The sequence below is a fragment of the Pseudomonas frederiksbergensis genome (genome assembly GCF_017114915.1).
Classification (GTDB): Bacteria; Pseudomonadota; Gammaproteobacteria; order Pseudomonadales; family Pseudomonadaceae; genus Aquipseudomonas; species Aquipseudomonas frederiksbergensis_I.
Window position 1 is genome coordinate 18,304 of the sequence record NZ_JAAUOE010000003.1, and the last position, 21,852, is coordinate 40,155.

General features: G+C 59.4%; 19 protein-coding genes. 12 read left to right on the forward strand and 7 right to left on the reverse strand.

The features are described from left to right. Window positions 1–726: 726 nt before the first annotated feature. The 4 genes from HCU66_RS03025 (at window position 727) to HCU66_RS03040 (ending at window position 5,924) form a co-directional block, all read left to right on the forward strand. On the forward strand, window positions 727–2,331 hold the full coding sequence (locus HCU66_RS03025) for a tetratricopeptide repeat-containing response regulator (protein ID WP_205887096.1): 1,605 nt from the start codon (window positions 727–729) through the stop codon (window positions 2,329–2,331). Then, a complete protein-coding gene (locus HCU66_RS03030) occupies window positions 2,328–3,020 on the forward strand; it encodes a sensor histidine kinase (RefSeq protein WP_205887097.1) in 693 nt (230 codons plus the stop codon). Before HCU66_RS03025 ends, HCU66_RS03030 begins: the two co-directional genes overlap by 4 nt. 221 nt (window positions 3,021–3,241) lie before the next feature. After that, complete coding sequence (locus HCU66_RS03035) at window positions 3,242–4,483, forward strand: glutamine synthetase family protein (RefSeq protein WP_205887306.1); 1,242 nt, start codon at window positions 3,242–3,244, stop codon at window positions 4,481–4,483. 70 nt (window positions 4,484–4,553) lie between these two features. Then, window positions 4,554–5,924, forward strand: a complete 1,371-nt coding sequence (locus HCU66_RS03040) for an MFS transporter (RefSeq protein ID WP_205887098.1) — start codon at window positions 4,554–4,556, stop codon at window positions 5,922–5,924. A 64-nt stretch (window positions 5,925–5,988) separates the two neighbouring features. On the opposite strand, the gene HCU66_RS03045 is transcribed toward HCU66_RS03040, so the two are convergent. The 4 genes from HCU66_RS03045 to flgA all read right to left on the reverse strand — a co-directional run bounded on the left by HCU66_RS03045 (window position 5,989) and on the right by flgA (window position 8,594). Further along, window positions 5,989–6,735, reverse strand: coding sequence for a flagellar regulator YcgR PilZN domain-containing protein (locus HCU66_RS03045; RefSeq protein WP_205887099.1), 747 nt, complete (start codon window positions 6,733–6,735; stop codon window positions 5,989–5,991). Window positions 6,736–6,823: 88 nt separating this feature from the next. Further along, window positions 6,824–7,291 (reverse strand): flagella synthesis protein FlgN, encoded by a 468-nt coding sequence (locus tag HCU66_RS03050; RefSeq protein ID WP_205887100.1) that lies wholly within the window; start codon window positions 7,289–7,291, stop codon window positions 6,824–6,826. Between the two features lie 48 nt (window positions 7,292–7,339). Further along, complete coding sequence (gene flgM / locus HCU66_RS03055; RefSeq protein WP_205887101.1) at window positions 7,340–7,666, reverse strand: flagellar biosynthesis anti-sigma factor FlgM; 327 nt, start codon at window positions 7,664–7,666, stop codon at window positions 7,340–7,342. Window positions 7,667–7,832: 166 nt separating this feature from the next. Then, on the reverse strand, window positions 7,833–8,594 hold the full coding sequence (gene flgA / locus HCU66_RS03060; protein ID WP_205887102.1) for a flagellar basal body P-ring formation chaperone FlgA: 762 nt from the start codon (window positions 8,592–8,594) through the stop codon (window positions 7,833–7,835). Window positions 8,595–8,675: 81 nt separating this feature from the next. On the opposite strand from flgA, the gene HCU66_RS03065 reads away from it, so the two are divergent. From HCU66_RS03065 to flgE, 6 genes are all read left to right on the forward strand, one after another. Further along, on the forward strand, window positions 8,676–9,608 hold the full coding sequence (locus HCU66_RS03065) for a chemotaxis protein CheV (protein ID WP_205887103.1): 933 nt from the start codon (window positions 8,676–8,678) through the stop codon (window positions 9,606–9,608). A gap of 46 nt (window positions 9,609–9,654) precedes the next feature. Next, complete coding sequence (gene cheR / locus HCU66_RS03070; protein WP_205887104.1) at window positions 9,655–10,482, forward strand: protein-glutamate O-methyltransferase CheR; 828 nt, start codon at window positions 9,655–9,657, stop codon at window positions 10,480–10,482. Window positions 10,483–10,842: 360 nt separating this feature from the next. Further along, complete coding sequence (gene flgB / locus HCU66_RS03075) at window positions 10,843–11,250, forward strand: flagellar basal body rod protein FlgB (protein ID WP_007899124.1); 408 nt, start codon at window positions 10,843–10,845, stop codon at window positions 11,248–11,250. A gap of 3 nt (window positions 11,251–11,253) precedes the next feature. Next, complete coding sequence (flgC, locus tag HCU66_RS03080) at window positions 11,254–11,697, forward strand: flagellar basal body rod protein FlgC (protein ID WP_205887105.1); 444 nt, start codon at window positions 11,254–11,256, stop codon at window positions 11,695–11,697. 15 nt (window positions 11,698–11,712) lie between these two features. Continuing rightward, on the forward strand, window positions 11,713–12,402 hold the full coding sequence (gene flgD / locus HCU66_RS03085; RefSeq protein ID WP_205887106.1) for a flagellar hook assembly protein FlgD: 690 nt from the start codon (window positions 11,713–11,715) through the stop codon (window positions 12,400–12,402). Window positions 12,403–12,433: 31 nt separating this feature from the next. Continuing rightward, a complete protein-coding gene (gene flgE / locus HCU66_RS03090) occupies window positions 12,434–13,747 on the forward strand; it encodes a flagellar hook protein FlgE (protein ID WP_205887107.1) in 1,314 nt (437 codons plus the stop codon). Between the two features lie 226 nt (window positions 13,748–13,973). Here the strand turns inward: flgE and HCU66_RS03095 are convergent, their stop codons facing one another. Next, a complete protein-coding gene (locus HCU66_RS03095; protein ID WP_205887108.1) occupies window positions 13,974–16,868 on the reverse strand; it encodes a ribonucleoside-diphosphate reductase subunit alpha in 2,895 nt (964 codons plus the stop codon). 734 nt (window positions 16,869–17,602) lie between these two features. Between HCU66_RS03095 and HCU66_RS03100 the strand changes: the two genes are divergently transcribed. Both HCU66_RS03100 and HCU66_RS03105 read left to right on the forward strand, forming a co-directional pair. Further along, a complete protein-coding gene (locus HCU66_RS03100; protein WP_205887109.1) occupies window positions 17,603–18,316 on the forward strand; it encodes a response regulator in 714 nt (237 codons plus the stop codon). After that, window positions 18,313–19,923 carry an ATP-binding protein gene (locus HCU66_RS03105; RefSeq protein ID WP_205887110.1) on the forward strand — a complete coding sequence of 537 codons (1,611 nt, stop codon included), beginning with the start codon at window positions 18,313–18,315 and terminating at the stop codon, window positions 19,921–19,923. The genes HCU66_RS03100 and HCU66_RS03105 overlap by 4 nt, the downstream gene beginning before the upstream one ends. A 154-nt stretch (window positions 19,924–20,077) precedes the next feature. Here the strand turns inward: HCU66_RS03105 and HCU66_RS03110 are convergent, their stop codons facing one another. Further along, entirely contained in the window at window positions 20,078–20,803 is a 726-nt protein-coding gene (locus HCU66_RS03110; RefSeq protein WP_205887111.1) for a 4'-phosphopantetheinyl transferase family protein, read from the reverse strand. 163 nt (window positions 20,804–20,966) lie between these two features. Continuing rightward, window positions 20,967–21,758 (reverse strand): dienelactone hydrolase family protein, encoded by a 792-nt coding sequence (locus HCU66_RS03115; RefSeq protein WP_205887112.1) that lies wholly within the window; start codon window positions 21,756–21,758, stop codon window positions 20,967–20,969. Window positions 21,759–21,852 lie beyond the last annotated feature (94 nt).

Genomic DNA, 21,852 nt, shown 5'->3' on the forward strand with positions numbered 1-21,852 from the left:
GGGCCCAAGCCTGGGGCTGCGCTGCGCATGGCGCGCAATAACCTGAGAGCACCCATATGGCAGGGACTCCTGAAGTAATGGCTGGATGTGGCCGTGTCTTGGGTAACCCTGATTCAGGGAAACGGCCTTTCCTGATATCAGTTTGATAGGTGGTTTAGTTGTGGGGTCAGGCTTTGTAAAGGTGTAAACCGCAGGTAACAGTACGACGTGCCAATATTCCGACAAGTGGATGTTTTGGTGTCAATATTACGTCGATTTGTTTTTGGCGAAGGGGCCGCAGGCGCTCGGCACTGGTGCGGCTAAAATGAGCTGAAACCCTTATGCGGCAAGGGCTGGCTGCATAATGTCAGTGCCGGGACACTCTCAAATTGCAACGTCAGCGGTTAAAAAAGCTCCGCCAGAGCTTTTCTCCGGCGTTTATTTTCAGGCCCGAACCACCCGGCGACGTACCTGGGAAGTCTGTCATTGCTGTGTCTTACTCCTGGCTCCACTCAAGCCCCGAAGGTGGTCGCCGCTGAGCAAAGTCACCTCGGCGCTTCAAGGGAATGCGACTACTGGCCGATAACCCGGACGGTCGTTGTGGTTTTCGTTGTTGGCGGCCGGCAATCACGGGCTTCTGCGAAATGACTTGATAGCTTATGGCCTCTCGCTATCATCTGCGCGCCAAAAGCACCGCCCGTGCAGTTGCCTTTGGGTTTTCTTCTTAAATTTGCCTGGAAATCTTCGATGCTGTCGTATCACCAAAAAAGCTTTTTGATCGTCGATGATTTCTCGGATTTCCGCAGTTCCGTCAGGTCCATGCTGCGGGAGCTGGGCGTCAAGGACGTCGACACCGCCGATACCGGTGAACAGGCGCTGCGCATGTGCTCACAGAAGTCCTACGACTTCATCCTGCAGGATTTCCACCTGGGCGATGGCAAGAAGAACGGTCAGCAGGTGCTCGAAGACCTGATGATCGAGAAGCTGATCAGCCATGAAAGTGTGTTTGTCATGGTCACCGCCGAAACCAGCCAGGCCATGGTACTCAGCGCACTGGAGCATGAGCCCGATGCTTACCTGACCAAGCCGTTCAACCGCTCCGGCCTGGCCCAACGCCTGGAGCGACTGGAACAGCGCAAGACCTTGCTCAAACCGATCCTGCAAGCGCTTGACCGGGGCAAACCGGTTGAAGTGCTCAATGCCTGCATCGCCCTGTGTAAACAGGACATTCGATATTCACCGCTGTGCCTGCGTTACCGCGCCGATGCGCTGCGCGATTTGAACCAGAACGAAGCGCTTGAGCGTCTCTACGACAGCATCATTGCTGATCGCCCGTTGCCCTGGGCGTTTGCCGGGTTGGGCCAGTTGCTGTTCAAGCGCGGTCAGGTCAGCCAGGCCAAGGGCATTTACGAAAAAGCCCTGAAAGTCTTCCCGATGATGCCGGCCCTCTACGATGGCATGGCCGACGTGCTGGTCGCCGAAGGCGACACCAAAGCAGCACAGAAAGTGCTGGAAGAGGCTATTCGCCTGTCGCCGCTGGCGGTGCGTCGGCAAGCGTTGCTGGGCAAGTTGGCGATGACCAATGAGGATTTCGACACCGCCTCCAAAGCCTATCGCCAGGCCGTGAACCAAGGGGCGCAGTCACGTTTCAAGGATGCGGAAAGCAACCTCGGCCTGGCCCATGCGTTGATCAGCAAAGGCGCGGAAAAGGGCCTGGACACCCGGACCCGTCTTGAAATCAACACGACGCTGAGTGCGGTGGCGAAGGAAAACCCTTCCGATCCGGGGTTGCAGGTTCGCGCACGGCTGATGAAAGCCACCAGCCTGCTGCTCAACGATGCCGAAACCGCCGAGAAGCTCACCGAGCAGGCGATGATGCGCCTCGACGGCATGGAACAGTTCATGAGTGCCGAAGCAGCGCTGCTGGTGGCCAAGCAACTGCAAATGCTGGGGCAGGCGAGTGCCGGTGCTTCGATGCTGAAAAATTGTGCGGAAATCTACGGCGACGATCCGACCGTGATGCAAGGCATCGCCAAGCTGACCGACGACCCGACCATCCTCAATTCCGGTAATGCAGCCGCCGACCTCAACCGCCAGGGCGTGCGGGTGTACAAGACCGGCAATCTGGTGGAAGCCCGGGATGTGTTCCGCAAAGCCCTGGCGTTGCAGCCGAAGAACATCAGTATTGCCCTGAACATGGCGCAATCGCTGCTGCACGGCACCGACACCAGCGTGCCGTCGGCCGAGCTGGAGGAATGCCGGGCCTGCCTGAAAACCGTCGGCCTGATGCCCGATACCGACGCGCGGTATCCGCGCTACCAGAAACTGAAAATCAAGGCGTTCGGCGAATGATTGACAGCGAACCGTCACTCGATTTCTCCACGGTGATTGCCTCCACCGTGCACGACATGAAGAACTCCCTGGCCATGCTGATGCAGGCGCACAGTCAATGGCTGGCACGCTTGCCCGATCCCGAACGGCACACGCCGGAGCAGGGCGTCATCGAGTTCGAGTTCGCCCACCTCAACGGCATGCTGGTGCAGTTGCTGGGGTTGTACAAACTCGGCGTCAACCAGATGCCGTTGCAGCCGGCTTACCATGAACTGGATGACTTCATCGAGGCGCAACTGGCGGCTCACCAGGAAGTGTTCGCCAGCCGCGGCATTATCGCGACCTATGAAGTGGATCCGTTGAGCCCGCTGGGTTTCTTCGATCGGGAGTTGATTGCCTCGGTGCTCGCCAACAGCATCAACAACGCCATCCGTTACGCCCGGCATGCCTTGTTGATCAGCGTCAGCGATGAGGCAGGGCAACTGGTGCTGACCATCAACGACGATGGCGAGGGTTATCCCGCCGAGATGATCGAGCGTCAGGCCGATTACGTGCAAGGCATCAACCACAGCAGTGGCAGTACCGGCCTGGGCCTGTACTTTGCGGGGCGGATTGCCGCCTTGCACCAGCGCAATGGCGTGGGCGGACGCACCGAAATCAGCAATGGCGGCCTGTTGGGCGGCGGTGTGTTCAGGCTCTGTCTCCCCTGAACAATACGATCCTCAGGGGATTGCGCCTTTTTGTTTGACGCTGCTTGATATTCCGAACGGCCGGAGCCTATTTTGTACGGGTCGCCGTTCGCGGCTCGTACAACAACAAGGATTGCGTCATGACAACCGATGGCCATCGTTCACTCGCACAGCGATTGACGGGCATTGATGAGATTGAATGTGTCACGCCGGACCTGAACGGCGTACCCCGGGGCAAGGTGATGACCGCCGAAGGTTTTCTTGAAGGGCGGCGTTTGCAGATGGCGCGAGGCGTGCTGCTGCAATGCATCATGGGCGGCTATCCGCCCGCGCACTTTTACGGCAGCGATGATGGCGACCTGGCGCTGGTGCCGGATCCGGCGCAGATCCACCGCTTGCCCTGGAGTTCGCAGCCTCGGGCGCTGGCGATTTGCGATGCGCAGGAGCTGACGGGCGAGAGCTCGCACCTGTCGACCCGCGGCCAGCTCAAGGCGGTGATCGCTCGATACGCTGCCCTCGGTCTGGCACCCGTTGTGGCGACCGAGCTGGAATTCTTTGTGTTCGCACCCAACCCTGACCCGACGCAACCCTTCCAGCCGCCGGTCGGCCTGGACGGTCGCCGCGAGGACGGTCATTCGGCGTTCAGCATCAGCTCCAATAACGGCCTTCGTCCGTTCTTCAATGAAGTCTATGAATGCATGTCGGCGCTGGGTTTGCCGCGCGATACCTTCATGCACGAGATGGGCGTCAGCCAGTTCGAGATCAACCTGCTGCACGGCGATCCGTTGCTGCTGGCCGACCAGACCCTGCTGTTCAAACACCTGCTCAAGGAAGTGGCGCTCAAGCATGGCCTGACCGTGGTCTGCATGGCCAAGCCGTTGGCCCACACGCCGGGCAGTTCGATGCATATTCACCAGAGCATCGTCGAGATCGACACCGGGCGTAATGTGTTCAGCGACAAGGCCGGCGAGCCGACCGCGACCTTCCGTCATTTCATCGGTGGTCAGCAAGCTGGCCTTGCGGATTTCACCGCGTTGTTTGCGCCGAACGTGAACTCCTATCAGCGCCTGTGCCATCCTTTCGCATCACCGAACAATGCCTGCTGGTCCCACGACAATCGTGCGGCCGGGCTGCGCATTCCGGCCAGTTCGCCGGTTGCTCGTCGGGTCGAGAATCGCTTGCCGGGGGCCGATGCCAATCCGTATCTGGCGATCGCCGCGAGCCTGGCATCGGGGCTGTATGGCATCGAAAACAAACTGGAACCGAGTGAAGCGGCCCGGGGCGAATTCGTGGTGCCGGATAATCTTGCGTTGCCGTGTACCTTGCATGCCGCTCTCGAACGTCTGAAACGTAGCCAATTGGCGAAGGAACTGTTCGGCAAGGAGTTCATCGAAGGCTACATTGCGTCGAAGTCCATGGAGTTGACCAGCTTCCTCGATGAAATAACTCCCTGGGAACGGCGTGTTCTAGCAGCCCAGGCCTGACGACCTGTCGCCATCGGGCTATCGTTGTCGATAGCCCGATACTCACTGCAAGGAGCCGCTCGGAACGCCAATGCGCCAAATCCTGAAATCCTTTCGAGGACTTTATTTCGCCTCGCTGATGATGTTGATCGGCTCGGGCCTGTTGAGTACTTACCTTGCCCTGCGCCTGGCGGCCGATAACGTCGACAGCCTGTGGGTCGGCGCGTTGATGGCGGCCAACTATTTCGGCCTGGTGCTGGGCGGCAAGATCGGCCATCGGCTGATTGCCCGGGTCGGGCACATTCGAGCCTATTCAGCCTGTGCCGGGATCGTCGGCGCGGCGGTGTTGGGCCATGGTCTGGTGGATTGGTTGCCGGCCTGGCTGTTCCTGCGGGTGATCGTCGGCTTGGGCATGATGTGCCAGTACATGGTGATCGAAAGCTGGCTCAATGAGCAGGCAGAAGCCAACAAGCGTGGCGTGGTGTTCAGCGGCTACATGATCGCCTCGTACCTGGGGCTGGTGTTGGGGCAGCTGATTCTGGTCATGCACCCGGGGCTGGGCCTGGAGCTGTTGATGCTGGTCGCACTGTGTTTCGCTCTGTGTCTGGTGCCGGTGGCCCTGACCCGACGGATTCACCCGGCACCTTTGCACCCGGCGCCGATGGAGCCACGCTTTTTCATCAAGCGTGTGCCGCAGTCACTGAGTACGGTACTGGGGTCGGGGTTGATCGTCGGTTCGTTCTACGGTCTGGCGCCGCTGTATGCTTCGCAGCAAGGGTTGTCCACGGAACAGGTCGGTCTGTTCATGGGCAGCTGCATTTTTGCAGGCCTGGTGGTGCAGTGGCCGTTGGGTTGGCTGTCGGACCGCTATGACCGGGCGGTATTGATCCGCAGTTTTGCGTTTAGCCTGGCACTGGCCGCGTTGCCACTGGCGATCATGCCGCAGGTGCCGCTGGAGGTGCTGTTCATCGCCGGGTTCCTCTGCTCGTTGGTGCAGTTCTGTCTGTACCCGTTGGCGGTGGCGTTCTCCAACGACCACGTCGAGGGTGATCGCCGGGTGTCGCTGACGGCAATGCTGCTGGTGACTTACGGTGTCGGCGCGAGTGTCGGACCGTTGGTGGCCGGGGTATTGATGAAGTTGTTCGGCAGTCAGATGCTTTATGCGTTCTTCAGTTTTTTTGCGTTGGTGCTGGTGTGGCGAATCCGCCCGAAAGCGGTCACCAACCTGCACCAAGTGGACGATGCTCCGCTGCATCACGTGGCCATGCCGGACAGCATGACGAGTTCGCCACTGGTGGCTTGCCTTGACCCGCGAGTCGATGAGCAGGTGGTGCAGGATCAGATGCAGAATCCGGTCAACCCGGAACCTGATCCGGAGCCGGATGCCGAGCTTGAACCGGTAACGGAGTCAGAAGACCCGGACGCGGGGCGCGAGCAAGGTTTTACTGAAGCGAGGCCTTGATCAAGGCATAAAAAAACGGGCAGTCACCGCAAGGGACTGCCCGTTTTTTTATGGGAGTGGCGTATCAGAAGTCGTCTTTATCGAAACGCCGCGCTTCGCGCTGGAGCTGATAGACGAACCGCTCGACCTGTCGCTGCACCAGGCCGCTCATATTGTGAAAGCGTACGCCGGCGAAGGTGGTGTTGATCTTTTCTTCAAAGTGCAGGTAACGCAATTCCACAGGTGCCGTCATGCTGCCGAAGGGCAGGGCGGCGATGAAACGATCGTAGACCTGGCCCAATTGCAGCCTGGCGGTGATGTCGCCATCAAAGCGCAATTTGCAACCGGTGGCGGAGATGTCCAGCAGTTTGCCGCCGATCGGCGACTTGAGTTTCTCACCCCCCAGTTCGACATTGACCAGTTGTGCCAGCTTCAACGCGGCGCGGAAAGCATTGCGGCGCTGGTGGTAGACCACTTCATCGGGCAACGCGCCACGGTAGCAGCGGCCATCGCCGGATTCGTCGATCGTCAGCGGGCCATTGCTTTCCCAGGCGATGCGTACGCCGTCGTGGAAGCCTTCGACCTTGAACGGTTCGCCGGCCAGCAGAAAGCGTTCGCCGTCGCGGGGGATCATTTCGTCCAGGGCGATTCTGTTGCTGTCACGGTCGACGTCCACCAGATAACTCTGGAAGCGCTGGCTGCGCTCGTGGAACGTGATGATCAGCGGGTCATGGCTGTCTTGCAGCTGGCGCAGGTTGCCGGAGATTTCCAGGGGCGTGGTGAGCACCTTGGGTGGCTGCGGAGCATCTTCCGCGCTTAAGGCATTGAACACGGGGCATCAATCTCCAGGCAAATATGACAACTGGCCAGTATTCTGCCAGCATGTTTCGCGTCTTGATAGGGCGTGCTCATAGAAAGGCTCAAGCCTGACTGAGCGGGCGTGGCTTGGCGAGCTTGGAGGTTGATCCGCGGGCATCGTAGAGCGCTGGCGGTTCGCCGCCGGTGAGGATTTTCAGCTGGTTGGCCGTGGCGGCCTGCTGCACCAGAATCGACTGGCCATTGTTGGCGTTGGCGGCCTGGCATTGGGCCAGGAGGTCGGTCAGCACGTCGCTCTGGCTCAGCAACCGTTCACCAACGCTTGAATGGCTGGCAAGTTGCTCCAGGCCCTGGCGAGTGGTCGGCAGATTGAGGCTGGCGAGGATTTCACTGCGCTTGCGGCCATGCTGTTCGAGCAAAGTGATCAATGCCTGTTTGCTCGCCAGAATCTCTTCGAGCAGTGGCATGTCGCGACCGTGCAAGGCGAGGGACTCGGTTTGCAGCAACTCCAGCAGCTGTTGCGCCGGGGCAAAGTCGTCGATGATCAGTTGCAATAAAGTAGTGTCGTGCATGGCTGGCCTTGGGTTTTAAGCGTCCAAAAGCCTGGCGCGGGCGGTGGCCTAGCGCTGGGCTTCGAAGTTGAGCAGTTTGCTGGCTACACGGTTGCTGTCGACTTTATAGCTGCCATCGGCAATCGCTGCTTTCAACTCGGCCACGCGGGCGTTGTCGACGGCAGGCTGATCGCGCAGCTTGTCAGTGACCTTCTGCAACTGTTGAGCCTCATTGCTGAGGTGTACCGATTCCCCGCTTTGGGTGGCAATGGCCTGTTCGGCCGGGGTATTCAGCGGCGCGGATTGGCCGGCTTCGGCGGTTTCCTTCGCGGTGCTGGTACGTGTACTGCCCGTAAGTGACGAGGAGCTGTTTAAACGACTGAAATCAATGACCATGACAAAAAACCTCTGGGTATTTGGACGCTTGCCATGTTTTCGGCTATCCCTGTGAAAACTTTAGGCCCATTTATCAATGAGCTCGCATGCGCCAGCGCATGTCCTGCATGCGGCACAGTTTAGGCAACCGCCAGGCGGTGCGCCATGATTTCACCCACAGAGCGTTCTACATGGCAACTTCCACTTGGCCGGGCGCGGTGACTTGCGCCTTGATGACCCGTTGGGAGTTAAGGTTTTTCACACGAATCTGTTCGCTCAGGCCGCCGTTGGACAGCGCTTCACCCGGCATGCGCACACTGAGCGTGCCGCTGCGGGCTGTAATCACCACCTGGTCGCCCTTGCGAATCACTTCCGCTTGTTCGAGGTGCACCAGGGTGATGATCTGATCGGCGACCATCGGTCGGGTAAGTCTTTGTCCAATCGCCTGATTGACGGAAGTCAGAAAACCCTGATTTATCAAGCTGATATCGCGCTCGCGCAGGGTGACGTCCTGAGGTTCGATGATCCCTGTGCGCTTGAGGGGGCGAGTGGTGGTCACGATGTCGCGAAACAGCTTTACCTGGGCGGGCACGAAGACGGTCCAGGGTGAGGCGCTATCGCAGCGAACCTTGACCGTGACCCGGCCCAGAGGCCTCGCGGGGCTCTCGAGGGAGGCTGTCAATTCCTTGTCGCACATGGGCATGCGCAGGCGCGGATCGAGTTGATTGACCTGGATTTCGTAGCGACCTTCCGTTTGACTGCTGGCCAGATAGTCTTCCACGGTGAATTCAAGAAAGCCCTGGGTGACGCCGATAAGCATGTCAGGCAAGGTAACCGCGTCAGCAAGGGCAGGGCTGCCAGCGTTGAACAGGCAAGCGGCCGACACCGCGCAGAGTAATCGGCGGCAGGTTGATGTCAGGTGTCGGAAAAATGTCGGTTCTGTGTTCATAAGAGTTAAAAAGCAAGCGCCGTGCCGTTTCGTGATGAATGTGCGTCGCAACACACTTAGCGTTGGTGTAGGAGTCTGGGCATGGCTGGTGTAATGGATTCGGTGAACCAGCGCACGCAACTGGTAGGGCAGAATCGCCTTGAGCTGTTGTTGTTCCGTCTCGACGGCCAGCAGCTGTATGGGATCAACGTGTTCAAGGTTCGTGAGGTGCTGCAATGCCCCAAGCTGACCCTGATGCCCAAGTCCAGTCCTGTCGTGTGCGGTGTGGCGAATATTCGGGGGGCAACCATTCCGATTCTAGATCTGGCGATGGCGACCGGTGCCGGTCGGTTGCTGGACCAAAGCAATCCCTTCGTGATCATCACGGAGTACAACACCAAGACCCAGGGTTTCCTGGTTCGGTCGGTCGAGCGCATCGTCAACATGAACTGGGAGGAGATCCATCCGCCACCCAAGGGTACGGGGCGTGATCACTACCTGACGGCTGTGACTCGGGTCGACAATCAGTTGGTCGAAATCATCGACGTCGAGAAGGTGCTGGCGGAAGTGGCGCCGACACCGGAAGCGATTTCGGTGGGCGTGGTGGATGTCGAGACTCAGCACAAGGCATTGTCCCTGCGGGTGCTGACGGTCGATGACTCGTCGGTGGCGCGTAAGCAGGTGACCCGTTGCCTGCAGACGGTCGGTGTCGAAGTGGTGGCGTTGAACGACGGTCGGCAAGCGTTGGATTACCTGCGCAAGCTGGTCGACGAGGGCAAGAAGCCAGAAGACGAGTTCCTGATGATGATTTCCGACATCGAGATGCCGGAAATGGACGGGTACACCCTGACGGCCGAGATCCGCGCCGACCCGCGCATGCAAAAGCTGCATATCATCCTGCATACTTCGTTGTCGGGTGTGTTCAATCAGGCGATGGTCAAGAAGGTCGGTGCCGATGACTTCCTGGCCAAATTCCGCCCTGATGACCTGGCATCCCGGGTAGTCGACCGGATCAAAGCAGCAGATAACAGCTAGGGGCGTTCTGTCCCTGGCAGTCAACACGATTTAAGAGGCGGCATCTTTGTCTACGGGTAATTTGGATTTCGAACAGTTCCGGGTCTTCCTGGAAAAAGCCTGTGGCATTTTGCTCGGTGAAAACAAGCAATACCTGGTCTCGAGCCGTCTCAACAAACTGATGGAGCAGCAGGGCATCAAATCGCTGGGTGAGCTGGTGCAGCGCATCCAGACCCAGCCGCGCAGTGGTTTGCGCGAGCAGGTGGTGGATGCCATGACGACCAACGAAACCCTGTGGTTTCGTGACACCTATCCGTTTGAAGTCTTGAAGAACAAGGTATTGCCTGAAGCGATCAAGGCCAGCCCCGGCCAGCGCCTGCGGATCTGGTCGGCGGCGTGTTCGTCGGGTCAGGAACCCTATTCGCTGTCGATGTCCATCGATGAGTTCGAGCGGGTCAACATGGGCCAGTTGAAGATGGGCGTGCAGATCGTTGCCACCGACCTGTCCGGCACCATGCTGACCAACTGCAAGACCGGCGAGTATGACAGCCTGGCCATCGGCCGCGGTTTGTCGCCCGAGCGCCTTCAGCGTTACTTCGACCCCAAGGGGCCGGGGCGTTGGGCGGTCAAGGCACCGATCAAGAGCCGGGTAGAGTTTCGCCCGTTCAACTTGCTCGACAGCTACGCGAGCCTGGGCAAGTTCGACATCGTGTTCTGCCGCAACGTGCTGATCTACTTCTCCGCCGAGGTGAAGAAAGACATCCTGTTGCGCATTCACAGCACGCTCAAGCCGGGCGGTTATCTGTTCCTTGGCGCCTCCGAAGCGCTGAACGGTTTGCCGGATCACTACCAGATGGTCCAGTGCAGCCCGGGGATCATCTACAAGGCGAAGTGATTCATTGACGGCTAAAAAAACGGGAGTCCTTAGGGGCTCCCGTTTTTTTTGTGCCTGATTTCTCATTCCCGCCGCATCATCTGTAGGAGCGGGCTTGCCCGCGAAGGCGTCGTGTCAGTCGATATCAATATTGCTGACACACCGCTTTCGCGGGCAAGCCCGCTCCTACGAGGTTATGGGTGTTCTTTCGAGCGTGAGAAGCGGCAGAAAAGCGGCATCCGGCGGAAACCGGTTGCCGCTTTTCTGGCATTGCCGCCTTGCCCTTGCCCGCAAAGCCCCGGTTTACGGGCTTTTTTGATTTGGCACGCGGCTTGCTAAAGCCCTGATACGAAAAATCAGGTCACCCGAAGGTTTCCCGACATGAGCATCAGCTTCGATAAAGCGCTCGGTATCCATGAACAAGCCTTGGGCTTTCGCGCTCAACGCGCCGAAGTCCTGGCCAACAACATCGCCAACGCCGACACCCCGAACTACAAGGCTCGGGATCTGGACTTCTCGAAAGTGCTCGCCGAGCAGAACGAGAAAACCAAAAACGGCAAGTTCGCCTTGAACATGACCAACAGCCGTCACATCGAAGCTGAAGGCCTGGGCAATGGCGACGAGTCGCTGATGTATCGCACGCCGATGCAACCGTCGATCGACCAGAACACCGTGGACGCTCAACTGGAACAGTCGAACTACGCGGAAAACGCGGTCAACTTCCAGGCCAGCTTCACCCTGCTCAACAGTAAATTCAAAGGGCTGGTATCAGCCCTGCGCGGAGAGTAAGCCATGTCCCTATCCAGTGTTTTCAACATTGCCGGTAGCGGCATGAGTGCCCAGACCACTCGCTTGAACACCGTCGCCAGTAACATCGCCAACGCCGAGACCGTTTCCTCGAGCATCGACCAGACCTACCGCGCGCGTCACCCGGTGTTCGCCACCCTGTTCCAGGGTGGTCAGAGCGGCGGCAGCGATTCGCTGTTCCAGAACCAGGACGCAGCCGGTCAAGGCGTGCAGGTGCTGGGCGTGGTCGAAGACCAGAGCAACCTTGAAGCGCGCTACGAGCCGAACCATCCAGCCGCCGATGCCAAGGGCTATGTCTACTACCCGAACGTCAACGTCGTCGAAGAAATGGCCGACATGATCTCCGCGAGTCGTTCGTTCCAGACCAACGCCGAAATGATGAACACCGCCAAAACCATGATGCAGAAGGTCCTGACCCTCGGTCAGTGATAAGGGGCGATTCATATGAGCGTTATTAGCGATGTCTTGGCCAACTCCTCGGTCACGAACACTACCACCAAAGACAGCCTGACCTCGGCTGCTACCGGCGGCCAGGCACTGGGCAAGGACGCGTTCCTGCAGCTGCTGGTGACCCAACTGAAAAACCAGAACCCGCTCGATCCTCAGGACAACAGTGCGTTCGTAGCCCAGTTGGCGCAGTTCAGTAGTCTGGAAGGCATCACCACGCTGAACGAGACCGTCTCCGGTATTGCCGGCAACTACAACTCCTCGCAAGCCTTGCAGGCTTCTTCGCTGGTGGGCCGTTCGGTCATCGCGCAGACCGACAAAGCCGTGGTCGACACTTCCAAGAGTCTCAACGGTACCGTCGTGGTGCCGACATCGGTTTCCGCGGCGACCGTCAAGATCACCAACTCGGCAGGCACGGTCATCCGCACCCTCGAGCTGGGCAGTCAAAGCGCCGGCAACGCCAGTTTCATATGGGACGGCAAGGACAGTTCGGGCGCAGTGGCTCCGGCGGGTACTTACACCTTCGGCGCATCGACCACCATCGACGGCACGAACACCTCACTGATTACTTACCTGCCGGCAACGGTCAACAGCGTGACCATCAGCCAGACCGGCGGTGAGTTGATGCTGAACCTGGCAGGCCTGGGCAGCGTTGCCCTGTCCAAAGTGCAAACCATTGGTCTATAGAGCCGACTAACACGGCACAAAGGAGTGGAATATGTCTTTCAATATCGGCCTTAGCGGTCTCTATGCAGCCAACAAACAACTGGACGTGACCGGCAACAACATCGCCAACGTCGCGACCACCGGTTTCAAATCGTCCCGTGCAGAATTCGAAGACGTGTACTCGGCCACTCGCCTGGGTACCGGCAGCAAGACCATCGGCAACGGCGTGCGCCTGGCCAACGTATCCCAGCAGTTCAGCCAGGGCGATGTGAACAACACCGGCAACGTGCTGGACATGGGTATTCAGGGCAACGGTTTCTTCATTCTCAGCGACAACGGTTCGCTGAGTTACACCCGTGCCGGTGCGTTCAAGACCGACGCTGAAAACTATGTGGTCGATAACAACGGCAACCGTTTGCAGGGTTATGGCGTCGATGCCAACGGCAAGATCATCAACGGTGTGTTGACCGACTTGAAGATCGATACGTCAAGCCTCAAGCCGAATCCGACGACCAAGGTTGATCAGACGATGAACCTGAACTCGGCGGAAACATTACCGACCGTGACCACGTTCAGCCCGACCGATACCAACAGCTATAACAAGACCATCTCCACCAAGGTCTACGACAGCCAGGGTAACGAGCACACCATGGATCAGTACTACGTGAAAACGGGTACCAATGCCTGGCGTGTCCATACCTACATGGACGGTCGCTCCCCGGCCAACCCTGCAACCACGCCTCCAGTGGCGATCACTGCTGACATCACTTTCAACTCCGACGGCAGCATTAACACGCTGACGGCGGGTGCCGGCTGGACCAAGACGGGTAACACGTTGACCATGACCGGTTGGGTGCCAGGTGCCATTACCAACGCCGCAACGATTCCTGTGACCTGGGGGCCGAACGGTTCCGTCGCTGCCACTGGCGGTATCGCGTTCAACATGGCGCTGACCACTTCTTACAACTCGCCAACCGCCCGTACCGCCCAATACCAGGACGGCTATGCCACCGGCCAGATTTCCAGCCTGACCATCGACGCCAGCGGCGTCATGACCGCCAACTTCAGCAACCAGCAGACCAAGGCCATCGGCCAGGTGGCGGTGGCGAGCTTCGCCAACGAGCAAGGCTTGCAGCCAATTGGCGGCACCCGCTGGAAAGAAACCTTCGCTTCCGGCGTGGCCGGTGTCGATGCACCGAAGACCGGTACGCTGGGCTCGGTAGTCTCCAACTCCCTGGAAGAGTCCAACGTCAACCTGACCAACGAACTGGTTGATTTGATCAAGGCGCAGAGCAACTACCAGGCGAACGCCAAGACCATCTCCACCCAGAGCACCATCATGCAGACCATCATTCAGATGACCTGATGCTTGATAGTGCTGCATAAGAAACCCCTCGCAAGAGGGGTTTTTTCATTCTGTAGGAGCGAGGCTTGCCCGCGAAGAATGCACTGCGGTTTTTCAGGTATTACGCGTCATCGTTCTTCGCGGGCAAGCCTCGCTCCTACAAGGCAGAGGCAAAAGAAAACCCCCGACCAGCCAAAGGCTCATCGGGGGTTTCAGGTAAGCGCCGTGGAGCGCCTACCGGCTCAGCTTATTGGCAAGCTTCGCAATCCGGCTCGTCGATGGCGCAGGCCTTCGGCACTGGAGCTGGACCGGCTGGGGCTGCCAGGACCGAGTCGTCACCGTGGTTGCCGCCGCTGGAAACAGCGTTCAGCTTACCGGTGTTGATGGTCGACTTCTCGGTGCTGGTCGCGGCCAGGGCACGGAGGTAGTAGGTGGTTTTCAAGCCACGGTACCAAGCCATGCGGTAGGTCACGTCCAGCTTCTTGCCCGAAGCGCCGGCGATGTACAGGTTCAGCGACTGAGCCTGGTCGATCCACTTCTGACGACGGCTGGCCGCGTCGACGATCCACTTGGTGTCCACTTCGAAGGCCGTCGCGTAGAGCTCTTTGAGTTCTTGCGGGATGCGTTCGATCTGCTGCACCGAACCGTCGTAGTACTTCAGGTCGTTGATCATGACCGAGTCCCACAGGCCGCGAGCCTTCAGGTCGCGAACCAGGTACGGGTTGATCACGGTGAATTCGCCCGACAGGTTCGATTTCACGTAGAGGTTCTGGTAGGTCGGTTCGATCGACTGCGACACGCCGGTGATGTTGGCGATGGTCGCGGTCGGTGCGATGGCCATGATGTTGGAGTTACGAATGCCTTTCTGTACACGGGCGCGAACCGGTGCCCAGTCCAGGGATTCGTTCAGGTCAACATCGATGTACTTCTGGCCACGCTGCTCGATCAGGATCTGTTGCGAATCCAGTGGCAGGATGCCTTTGGACCACAGCGACCCCTGGAACGTCTCGTAGGCGCCACGCTCGTCAGCCAAGTCGCAGGACGCCTGGATCGCGTAGTAGCTGACCGCTTCCATCGACTTGTCGGCGAACTCGACGGCGGCGTCGGAACCGTAAGGGATGTGCTGCAGGTACAAGGCGTCCTGGAAGCCCATGATGCCCAGACCGACCGGACGATGCTTGAAGTTGGAGTTCTTCGCTTGCGGCACCGAGTAGTAGTTGATGTCGATCACGTTATCGAGCATGCGCACGGCGGTGTTCACGGTGCGTTGCAGCTTGGCGGTGTCCAGCTTGCCGTCGACGATGTGGTTCGGCAGGTTGATCGAGCCCAGGTTGCAAACGGCGATCTCGTCCTTGTTGGTGTTCAAGGTGATCTCGGTGCACAGGTTCGAGCTGTGAACCACGCCCACGTGCTGCTGCGGGCTGCGCAGGTTGCACGGGTCTTTGAAGGTCAGCCACGGGTGGCCGGTTTCAAACAGCATGGACAGCATTTTGCGCCACAGGTCTTTGGCCTGGATGGTCTTGAACAGCTTGACCTTGCCCGGGTACTCGGTCAGGGCTTCGTAGTACTCGTAACGCTCTTCGAAGGCCTTGCCGGTCAGGTCGTGCAGGTCCGGAACTTCGGACGGCGAGAACAGGGTCCACTTGCCGTCATCGAAGACGCGCTTCATGAACAGGTCAGGGATCCAGTTGGCGGTGTTCATGTCGTGGGTACGACGACGGTCATCACCGGTGTTCTTGCGCAGCTCGATGAACTCTTCGATGTCCATGTGCCAGGTTTCCAGGTAGGCACAGACAGCGCCTTTGCGCTTGCCACCCTGGTTAACGGCGACGGCGGTGTCGTTCACCACTTTGAGGAACGGCACGACGCCCTGGGATTTGCCGTTGGTGCCCTTGATGTAAGAACCCAGCGCACGAACCGGCGTCCAGTCGTTGCCCAGACCGCCAGCGAATTTCGACAGCATGGCGTTGTCGTGGATCGCGTGGTAGATGCCCGACAGGTCATCGGGCACGGTGGTCAGGTAGCAGCTCGACAGCTGTGGACGCAGGGTACCGGCGTTGAACAGGGTCGGGGTCGAGGACATGTAGTCGAAGGACGACAACAGGTTGTAGAACTCGATCGCACGGTCTTCTTTGTGCTTCTCTTCGATTGCCAGGCCCATGGCCACGCGCATGAAGAAAATCTGTGGCAGTTCGAAACGCACGCCATCCTTGTGGATGAAGTAACGGTCGTACAGGGTTTGCAGACCCAGGTAGGTGAACTGCTGATCGCGCTCGTGGTTGATCGCCTTGCCGAGTTTTTCCAGGTCGAAATCGGCCAGAACCGGGTTCAGCAGTTCGAATTCGATACCTTTGGCGATGTACGCAGGCAGTGCCTTGGCGTACAGGTCGACCATTTCGTGGTGGGTCGCGCTGTCGGCGACGCCCAGGAAGCCCAGGCCTTCGGCACGCAGGGTGTCCATCAGCAGGCGAGCGGTCACGAACGAGTAGTTCGGCTCACGCTCGACCAGGGTACGGGCGGTCATCACCAGGGCGGTGTTGACGTCGGTCAGGGCCACGCCGTCGTACAGGTTCTTCAGGGTTTCGCGCTGGATCAGCTCGCCGTCGACTTCTTCCAGGCCTTCGCACGCTTCGGTAACGATGGTGTTCAGACGACCCATGTCCAGCGGTGCCAGGCTGCCATCGGCGCGGGTGATGCGGATCGATGGGTGAGCGTTGACGGCTTCTTGGGCAGGGGTGTGCGCTGCGCGCTCTTTGGCGCGGGAGTCACGGTAGATCACATAGTCGCGGGCTACTTTCTGCTCGCCGGCACGCATCAGGGCCAGTTCGACCTGGTCCTGGATTTCTTCGATGTGGATGGTGCCGCCCGAAGGCATGCGACGCTTGAAGGTCGCGGTGACCTGTTCGGTCAGGCGGGCAACGGTGTCGTGGATACGCGACGAAGCGGCAGCGGTGCCACCCTCAACTGCAAGAAACGCTTTGGTGATGGCGACGGTGATCTTGTCATCGGTGTAAGGAACGACAGTGCCGTTACGCTTGATCACGCGCAGTTGGCCAGGCGCGGTGGCGGACAGATCCGGATTCGAATCGGCGGCCTGCGGCAAGGTGCCCTGCGGGTTCTCGCGAGTTGTGTCGGTTTGCATGGGGGGGTATCTCCACATTCTCTATGTTTGTTTGGGCACCATCACGGTGCCCACCGTTCTGTCCTGAAGCACTACAACCGACGGGCGTCGGGCATAACAACTTCGGGACAGTAGGAAAAAGGCTAATGATGCCGCTTCCTTGCCGAAGTCTTTAGTTGCGAGCCAGGGCTCGAAACCGGATTCCTTTCAGGGTGGCAGTAATGACTGCAACACCCGTACCGTTCTGGCCGTTCAGGCCTGAAAAAACGGTGCCCTCCGCGTGTACGGTTTGGGCTTGTAAAATCACGCTTGGTTCAACCATAAACAGGCAATAAAGCGCTTGAGTTTCTGGTCTTAAATGTGGTTGGGCTTTTGAGTAGAAACCCTACATGTAGGGTTTTTTTTGCGCCGTGCTACAAGATAATGCGTTTTAGGGGGGGATTGCAACGTACTGCCTGTGGATAAACCTGTGCGTAAATTGTGTGTGAAATGTGGAACGAGCGTGTAAGCCGCGACGCTGCTGGAGCGCATGATTTTTCGTCGATTTTCAAAGATCGAAAACGCGCGTCCGGATTTTTAAGGGCGCGAACCCTATCACAAAAAACAGGCTTGTCCGAACGTATTTGTCGGCTTGTGTTCCAGTCGTTCGACGTTTATACAATCGATTGATGGTTACGCATTCTTATCCTCCCCAATCATTACAAAAAGACGGGGGGATCCTTCCTTATTGGTGTTGTTGGCAAGCAGAGGTCATCGTGGAGCAAGAAGCCTGGCAGGTATTGATTGTCGAGGACGACCAGCGTCTGGCCGAACTGACCCGCGATTACCTGGAAGCCAACGGCCTGCAAGTATCGATCGAGGGTAATGGCGCCCTGGCCGCGGCACGCATCATCAAGGACAAACCGGACTTGGTGATCCTCGACCTGATGCTCCCTGGCGAAGATGGCCTGAGCATTTGCCGCAAGGTTCGCGACAAATATGACGGGCCGATCCTGATGCTCACCGCGCGCACCGATGACACCGATCAGATTCTGGGCCTGGACCTGGGCGCCGACGACTACGTCTGCAAACCGGTGCGGCCGCGCTTGCTGCTGGCGCGCATTCAAGCCCTGCTGCGGCGCAGCGAAGCACCTGAAGCGGCCCCGGAAAAACTTCGACGCCTGCAGTTCGGCCCGTTGGTGGTGGACAACGCATTGCGCGAAGCCTGGCTGCACGACAACGGTATCGAATTGACCAGCGCCGAGTTCGATCTGCTGTGGCTGCTGGTGGCCAACGCCGGGCGCATTCTGTCGCGCGAAGAAATTTTCACCGCGCTGCGCGGCATCGGTTATGACGGCCAGGACCGCTCCATCGACGTGCGCATCTCGCGTATCCGCCCGAAAATCGGCGATGACCCGGAGCATCCGCGGCTGATCAAAACCATCCGCAGCAAAGGCTATTTGTTCGTGCCGGAAGCCTGCACGCTGTGAACTCGATCTTCCTGCGTATTTATGGCGGCATGTGCGCGGCGCTGATTCTGGTGGCCGTGCTCGGCGTGCTGGCCTTGCACCTGCTGAACCAGGTGCGCAGCGAGCAGTACCGCGAGCGTCTGGCTCACGGCACGTTCTCGCTGATGGCTGACAACCTGCAACCGATGAATGAAACCGAGCGCCACCGGGCCTTGCTGGTGTGGGGGCGCTTGCTCGGGATTCCGCTGGCGCTGAAGACGTTCCCCCAGACCGACCTCGACCTGACCCAGCGCACCCGCGTGTTGCGCGGCCAGGCACTGGTGGAGCAGACCGGCCCGCACGCGGCGAAGGTGTATCGCCTGGTCAGCGACAAGGAACAACTGGTGCTCACCGGAGAAGTCCAGCAGATCAGCGAGCAACTGGCGCGGGCGACCATTTACCTGCTGGCCGATGAACTGGTGCGATACCCGGTGGCCGAGCAACCCAAGCGTCTGGCGCAGTTAAAGGAAGACAAGGGCTTCGGCTTCGATCTGCGGCTGGTTACGGTCGATCAGGCCGACATGGATGAAGACCAGAGCCGCCGTGTATCCGAAGGCGACACGGTCATGGCGCTGGGCAAGGGCGGCGATTCGATCCGGGTGTTTGCCGGCATGGTCGGTACGCCGTGGGTGCTGGAAATCGGCCCGCTGTACCAGATGAATCCTTACCCGCCCGAGTGGCTGGTGCTGATCGCGGCCCTTGGCTTGAGCCTGATCGGTTTGATCGTCTATCTGTTGGTGCGTCAGCTGGAGCGCCGTTTGCGCGGGCTGGAAGCCGCCGCCACCCGCATCGCCAAGGGCAGCCTGGAAACCCGCGTACCGGCGCGCGGCGCGGACTCGGTGGGGCGCCTGGCCTCGGCGTTCAACGGCATGGCCGAGCACTTGCAGCAATTGTTGGCGATTCAGCGAGAACTGGTGCGTGCCGTGTCCCATGAATTGCGCACACCGGTAGCGCGCCTGCGTTTTGGCCTGGAGATGATCGGCTCGGCCAATACGCCTGAGGCGCTGGAGAAATACCGCGAAGGGATGGATCACGACATCGAGGACCTCGATCGGCTGGTCGATGAAATGCTCACTTATGCCCGGCTGGAGCAGGGCTCGCCGGCACTGAATTTCCAGCGGATCGATCTGGATGCGTTGGTCAATCAGGTGATCGAGGAACTGGCACCGTTGCGCGCCGAGGTCACGGTGCAGCGTGGCTTGTGCCTGTCGGCCGCCGATTGTGACGGCGCCTGGGTCGAGGCCGAACCGCGTTACCTGCACCGGGCGTTGCAGAACCTGGTGAGCAACGCCATGCGCCACGCCCATTCACGGGTAACTGTCAGCTATCAGGTGGGGCAGCAGCGCTGTCGGGTGGATGTCGAGGATGATGGGCCGGGCGTGCCGGAAACGGCGTGGGAGAAAATCTTCACCCCGTTCCTGCGCCTCGACGACAGCCGCACCCGCGCCTCGGGTGGGCACGGGTTGGGGTTGTCGATCGTGCGACGGATCATCCATTGGCATGACGGGCGAGCGTTGATCGGCAAGAGCAAAAGCCTGGGTGGGGCCTGTTTCAGTTTGAGCTGGCCGAGGAATCAGGAACGGCGTTGAGATTGGGCACATGACCTGTAGCAGCTGGCGAAGCCTGCGTTCGGCTGCGAAGCAGTCGTAAATCCTGAGCACGCGATTTGCCTGAAACACTGCGGTTTATGGTTTGACGACTGCTTCGCAGCCGAACGCAGGCTTCGCCAGCTGCTACAGGGCTTCAGGCCTTGATACTGACCAGACTCAACAACTGCCCATCCATCACCGCAAACTGCGCATCCAGCTCAGTGCCGCTACGCCATTCACTGGACAGGTCGGTCAGCAACCGCAACCGTACTTCACCGTCCTCGCTCCACTCCAGCATTTCGGCGTGTTCGAAGTAGAAGCGCTTTTGGACGATCGGGTAGAGCGCCTTGAACAGGCTTTCCTTCACCGAAAACGTCAGCGTCACCAGCATCGCCAACTGATCGCGAGCCCCGGTGGCCATGCGCTGCAATTCTGGCCCGGTGAGAATTTCCCCGGCCAGGCGTTCGGCCCGTTCCGCGTCGAGCAGGTTTTCCAGGTCCATCCCCAAACCACGCCAATGGGCCTTGTTCGCGACAATCGCCGCAGCCCGGCCGGTGCTGTGGGTGATCGAACCGGTGATATGCGCCGGCCACACCGGTGCGCGGTCCTCGCCAATGGCCGGAATGAAGCTCAGCCCTTCCAGTTGGTGCAACGCGGCCCGGGCGCAGATTCGACCGGCGAGAAACTCGGCCTGGCGCTTGGCCACCGAACGCTGGATGCTCGCGGGCGGCTCAATGGCGCTGCGCAGGAAATCATCGCTGGCCAGTTGCATGGTATCGAAGTGGGTGCCCAACAGGACCGTATCGTGCAGCACAAACGGCAGCGGCCAACGGGCGTCGAGCGGGGTGCAGCAGGCGGGCAGGGCGGGGACGGGATTCATGACGGGCATTTTGCCGGGTTGCCTTGTGGCTGGGTAGCCCCAAGGTGATCGTTCCCACGCTCTGCGTGGTAATGCATCCGGTGACGCTCTGCGTCAAATCCGCGAAGGGACGCGGAGCGTCCCGGGCTGCATTCCCACGGGGACCGTGGGAACGATCACTGTGTCAGCCAAAGATCTTCTTGAAAAACGCCTGCATGTCCGCCCAGGATTTTTCATCCGCGTCCTTGCTGTAACCAATGTCCGGCCCGCCGTGATCGCCATGGCTCAGACGGTCCGCCTCGGGATTGCTGAATCCATGCTTGGCGCCTTCGAGGGTGACAAACTTATAGTCGGCACCGGCCTTGTCCATTTCCGCCTTGAACGCCGTCACGTTTTCCGCCGTCACCATGCTGTCCAGCGCGCCATGCTCCACCAGGACTTTCGCCTTCACGCTGCCGGGAGTCGCCGGCGTATTGGTCACCAGCGCACCGTGGAAACTCGCCACGCCCGCCAACGGCACGCCCCGGCGCGCCGCATCCAGCACCACCTTGCCGCCGAAGCAATAACCGATGGCCGCCAGTTTGTTCGGGTCGGTCTGTGGCTGTTGCTTCAACAAATCGAGCCCGGCTTGAAACCGCGCATTGGCCGCTGCGCTGTCCTTTAATGCCGCTTGCATGAAGGTCATGGCGTCCTTGGCGTGTTCGGTGTTCTTGCCGTCGCCAAACATATCGATGGCCAGCGCGCTGTAGCCCAAACCGGCCAGATCGCGGGCGCGGCGCTTGGCGTAGTCGTTAAGGCCCCACCATTCATGCACCACCACTACGCCTGGGCGTGGGCCTTTGATGGCATCGTCGTAGGCGTAATAGCCAATCAGCTTGGTGCCATCGGCACTCTGATAGGGCATTTCCTGGGTCTTGATGGCGGCCTGACTGAGCCCGCTCATGGCCAGTAATACGAGGGTGAGGAACATGCGCATGATCGAGTTTCCTGATTAAAAACCGTGAAGTGAGCGTAGTCGATTTGATTCAGCTCAGGTTCAGAGTGCGTTCAGGGGCCGTACAGGGTGAGGT

Bases quoted from the DNA above. Each gene is read 5' to 3' on its own strand.
- HCU66_RS03025 (WP_205887096.1), top strand. From the start codon at position 727: ATGCTGTCGTATCACCAAAAAAGCTTTTTGATCGTCGATGATTTCTCG.
- HCU66_RS03030 (WP_205887097.1), top strand. From the start codon at position 2,328: ATGATTGACAGCGAACCGTCACTCGATTTCTCCACGGTGATTGCCTCC.
- HCU66_RS03035 (WP_205887306.1), top strand. From the start codon at position 3,242: ATGACCGCCGAAGGTTTTCTTGAAGGGCGGCGTTTGCAGATGGCGCGA.
- HCU66_RS03040 (WP_205887098.1), top strand. From the start codon at position 4,554: ATGCGCCAAATCCTGAAATCCTTTCGAGGACTTTATTTCGCCTCGCTG.
- HCU66_RS03050 (WP_205887100.1), bottom strand. From the start codon at position 7,291: ATGCACGACACTACTTTATTGCAACTGATCATCGACGACTTTGCCCCG.
- flgM (WP_205887101.1), bottom strand. From the start codon at position 7,666: ATGGTCATTGATTTCAGTCGTTTAAACAGCTCCTCGTCACTTACGGGC.
- flgA (WP_205887102.1), bottom strand. From the start codon at position 8,594: ATGAACACAGAACCGACATTTTTCCGACACCTGACATCAACCTGCCGC.
- HCU66_RS03065 (WP_205887103.1), top strand. From the start codon at position 8,676: ATGGCTGGTGTAATGGATTCGGTGAACCAGCGCACGCAACTGGTAGGG.
- flgB (WP_007899124.1), top strand. From the start codon at position 10,843: ATGAGCATCAGCTTCGATAAAGCGCTCGGTATCCATGAACAAGCCTTG.
- flgC (WP_205887105.1), top strand. From the start codon at position 11,254: ATGTCCCTATCCAGTGTTTTCAACATTGCCGGTAGCGGCATGAGTGCC.
- flgD (WP_205887106.1), top strand. From the start codon at position 11,713: ATGAGCGTTATTAGCGATGTCTTGGCCAACTCCTCGGTCACGAACACT.
- flgE (WP_205887107.1), top strand. From the start codon at position 12,434: ATGTCTTTCAATATCGGCCTTAGCGGTCTCTATGCAGCCAACAAACAA.
- HCU66_RS03095 (WP_205887108.1), bottom strand. From the start codon at position 16,868: ATGCAAACCGACACAACTCGCGAGAACCCGCAGGGCACCTTGCCGCAG.
- HCU66_RS03110 (WP_205887111.1), bottom strand. From the start codon at position 20,803: ATGAATCCCGTCCCCGCCCTGCCCGCCTGCTGCACCCCGCTCGACGCC.
- HCU66_RS03115 (WP_205887112.1), bottom strand. From the start codon at position 21,758: ATGCGCATGTTCCTCACCCTCGTATTACTGGCCATGAGCGGGCTCAGT.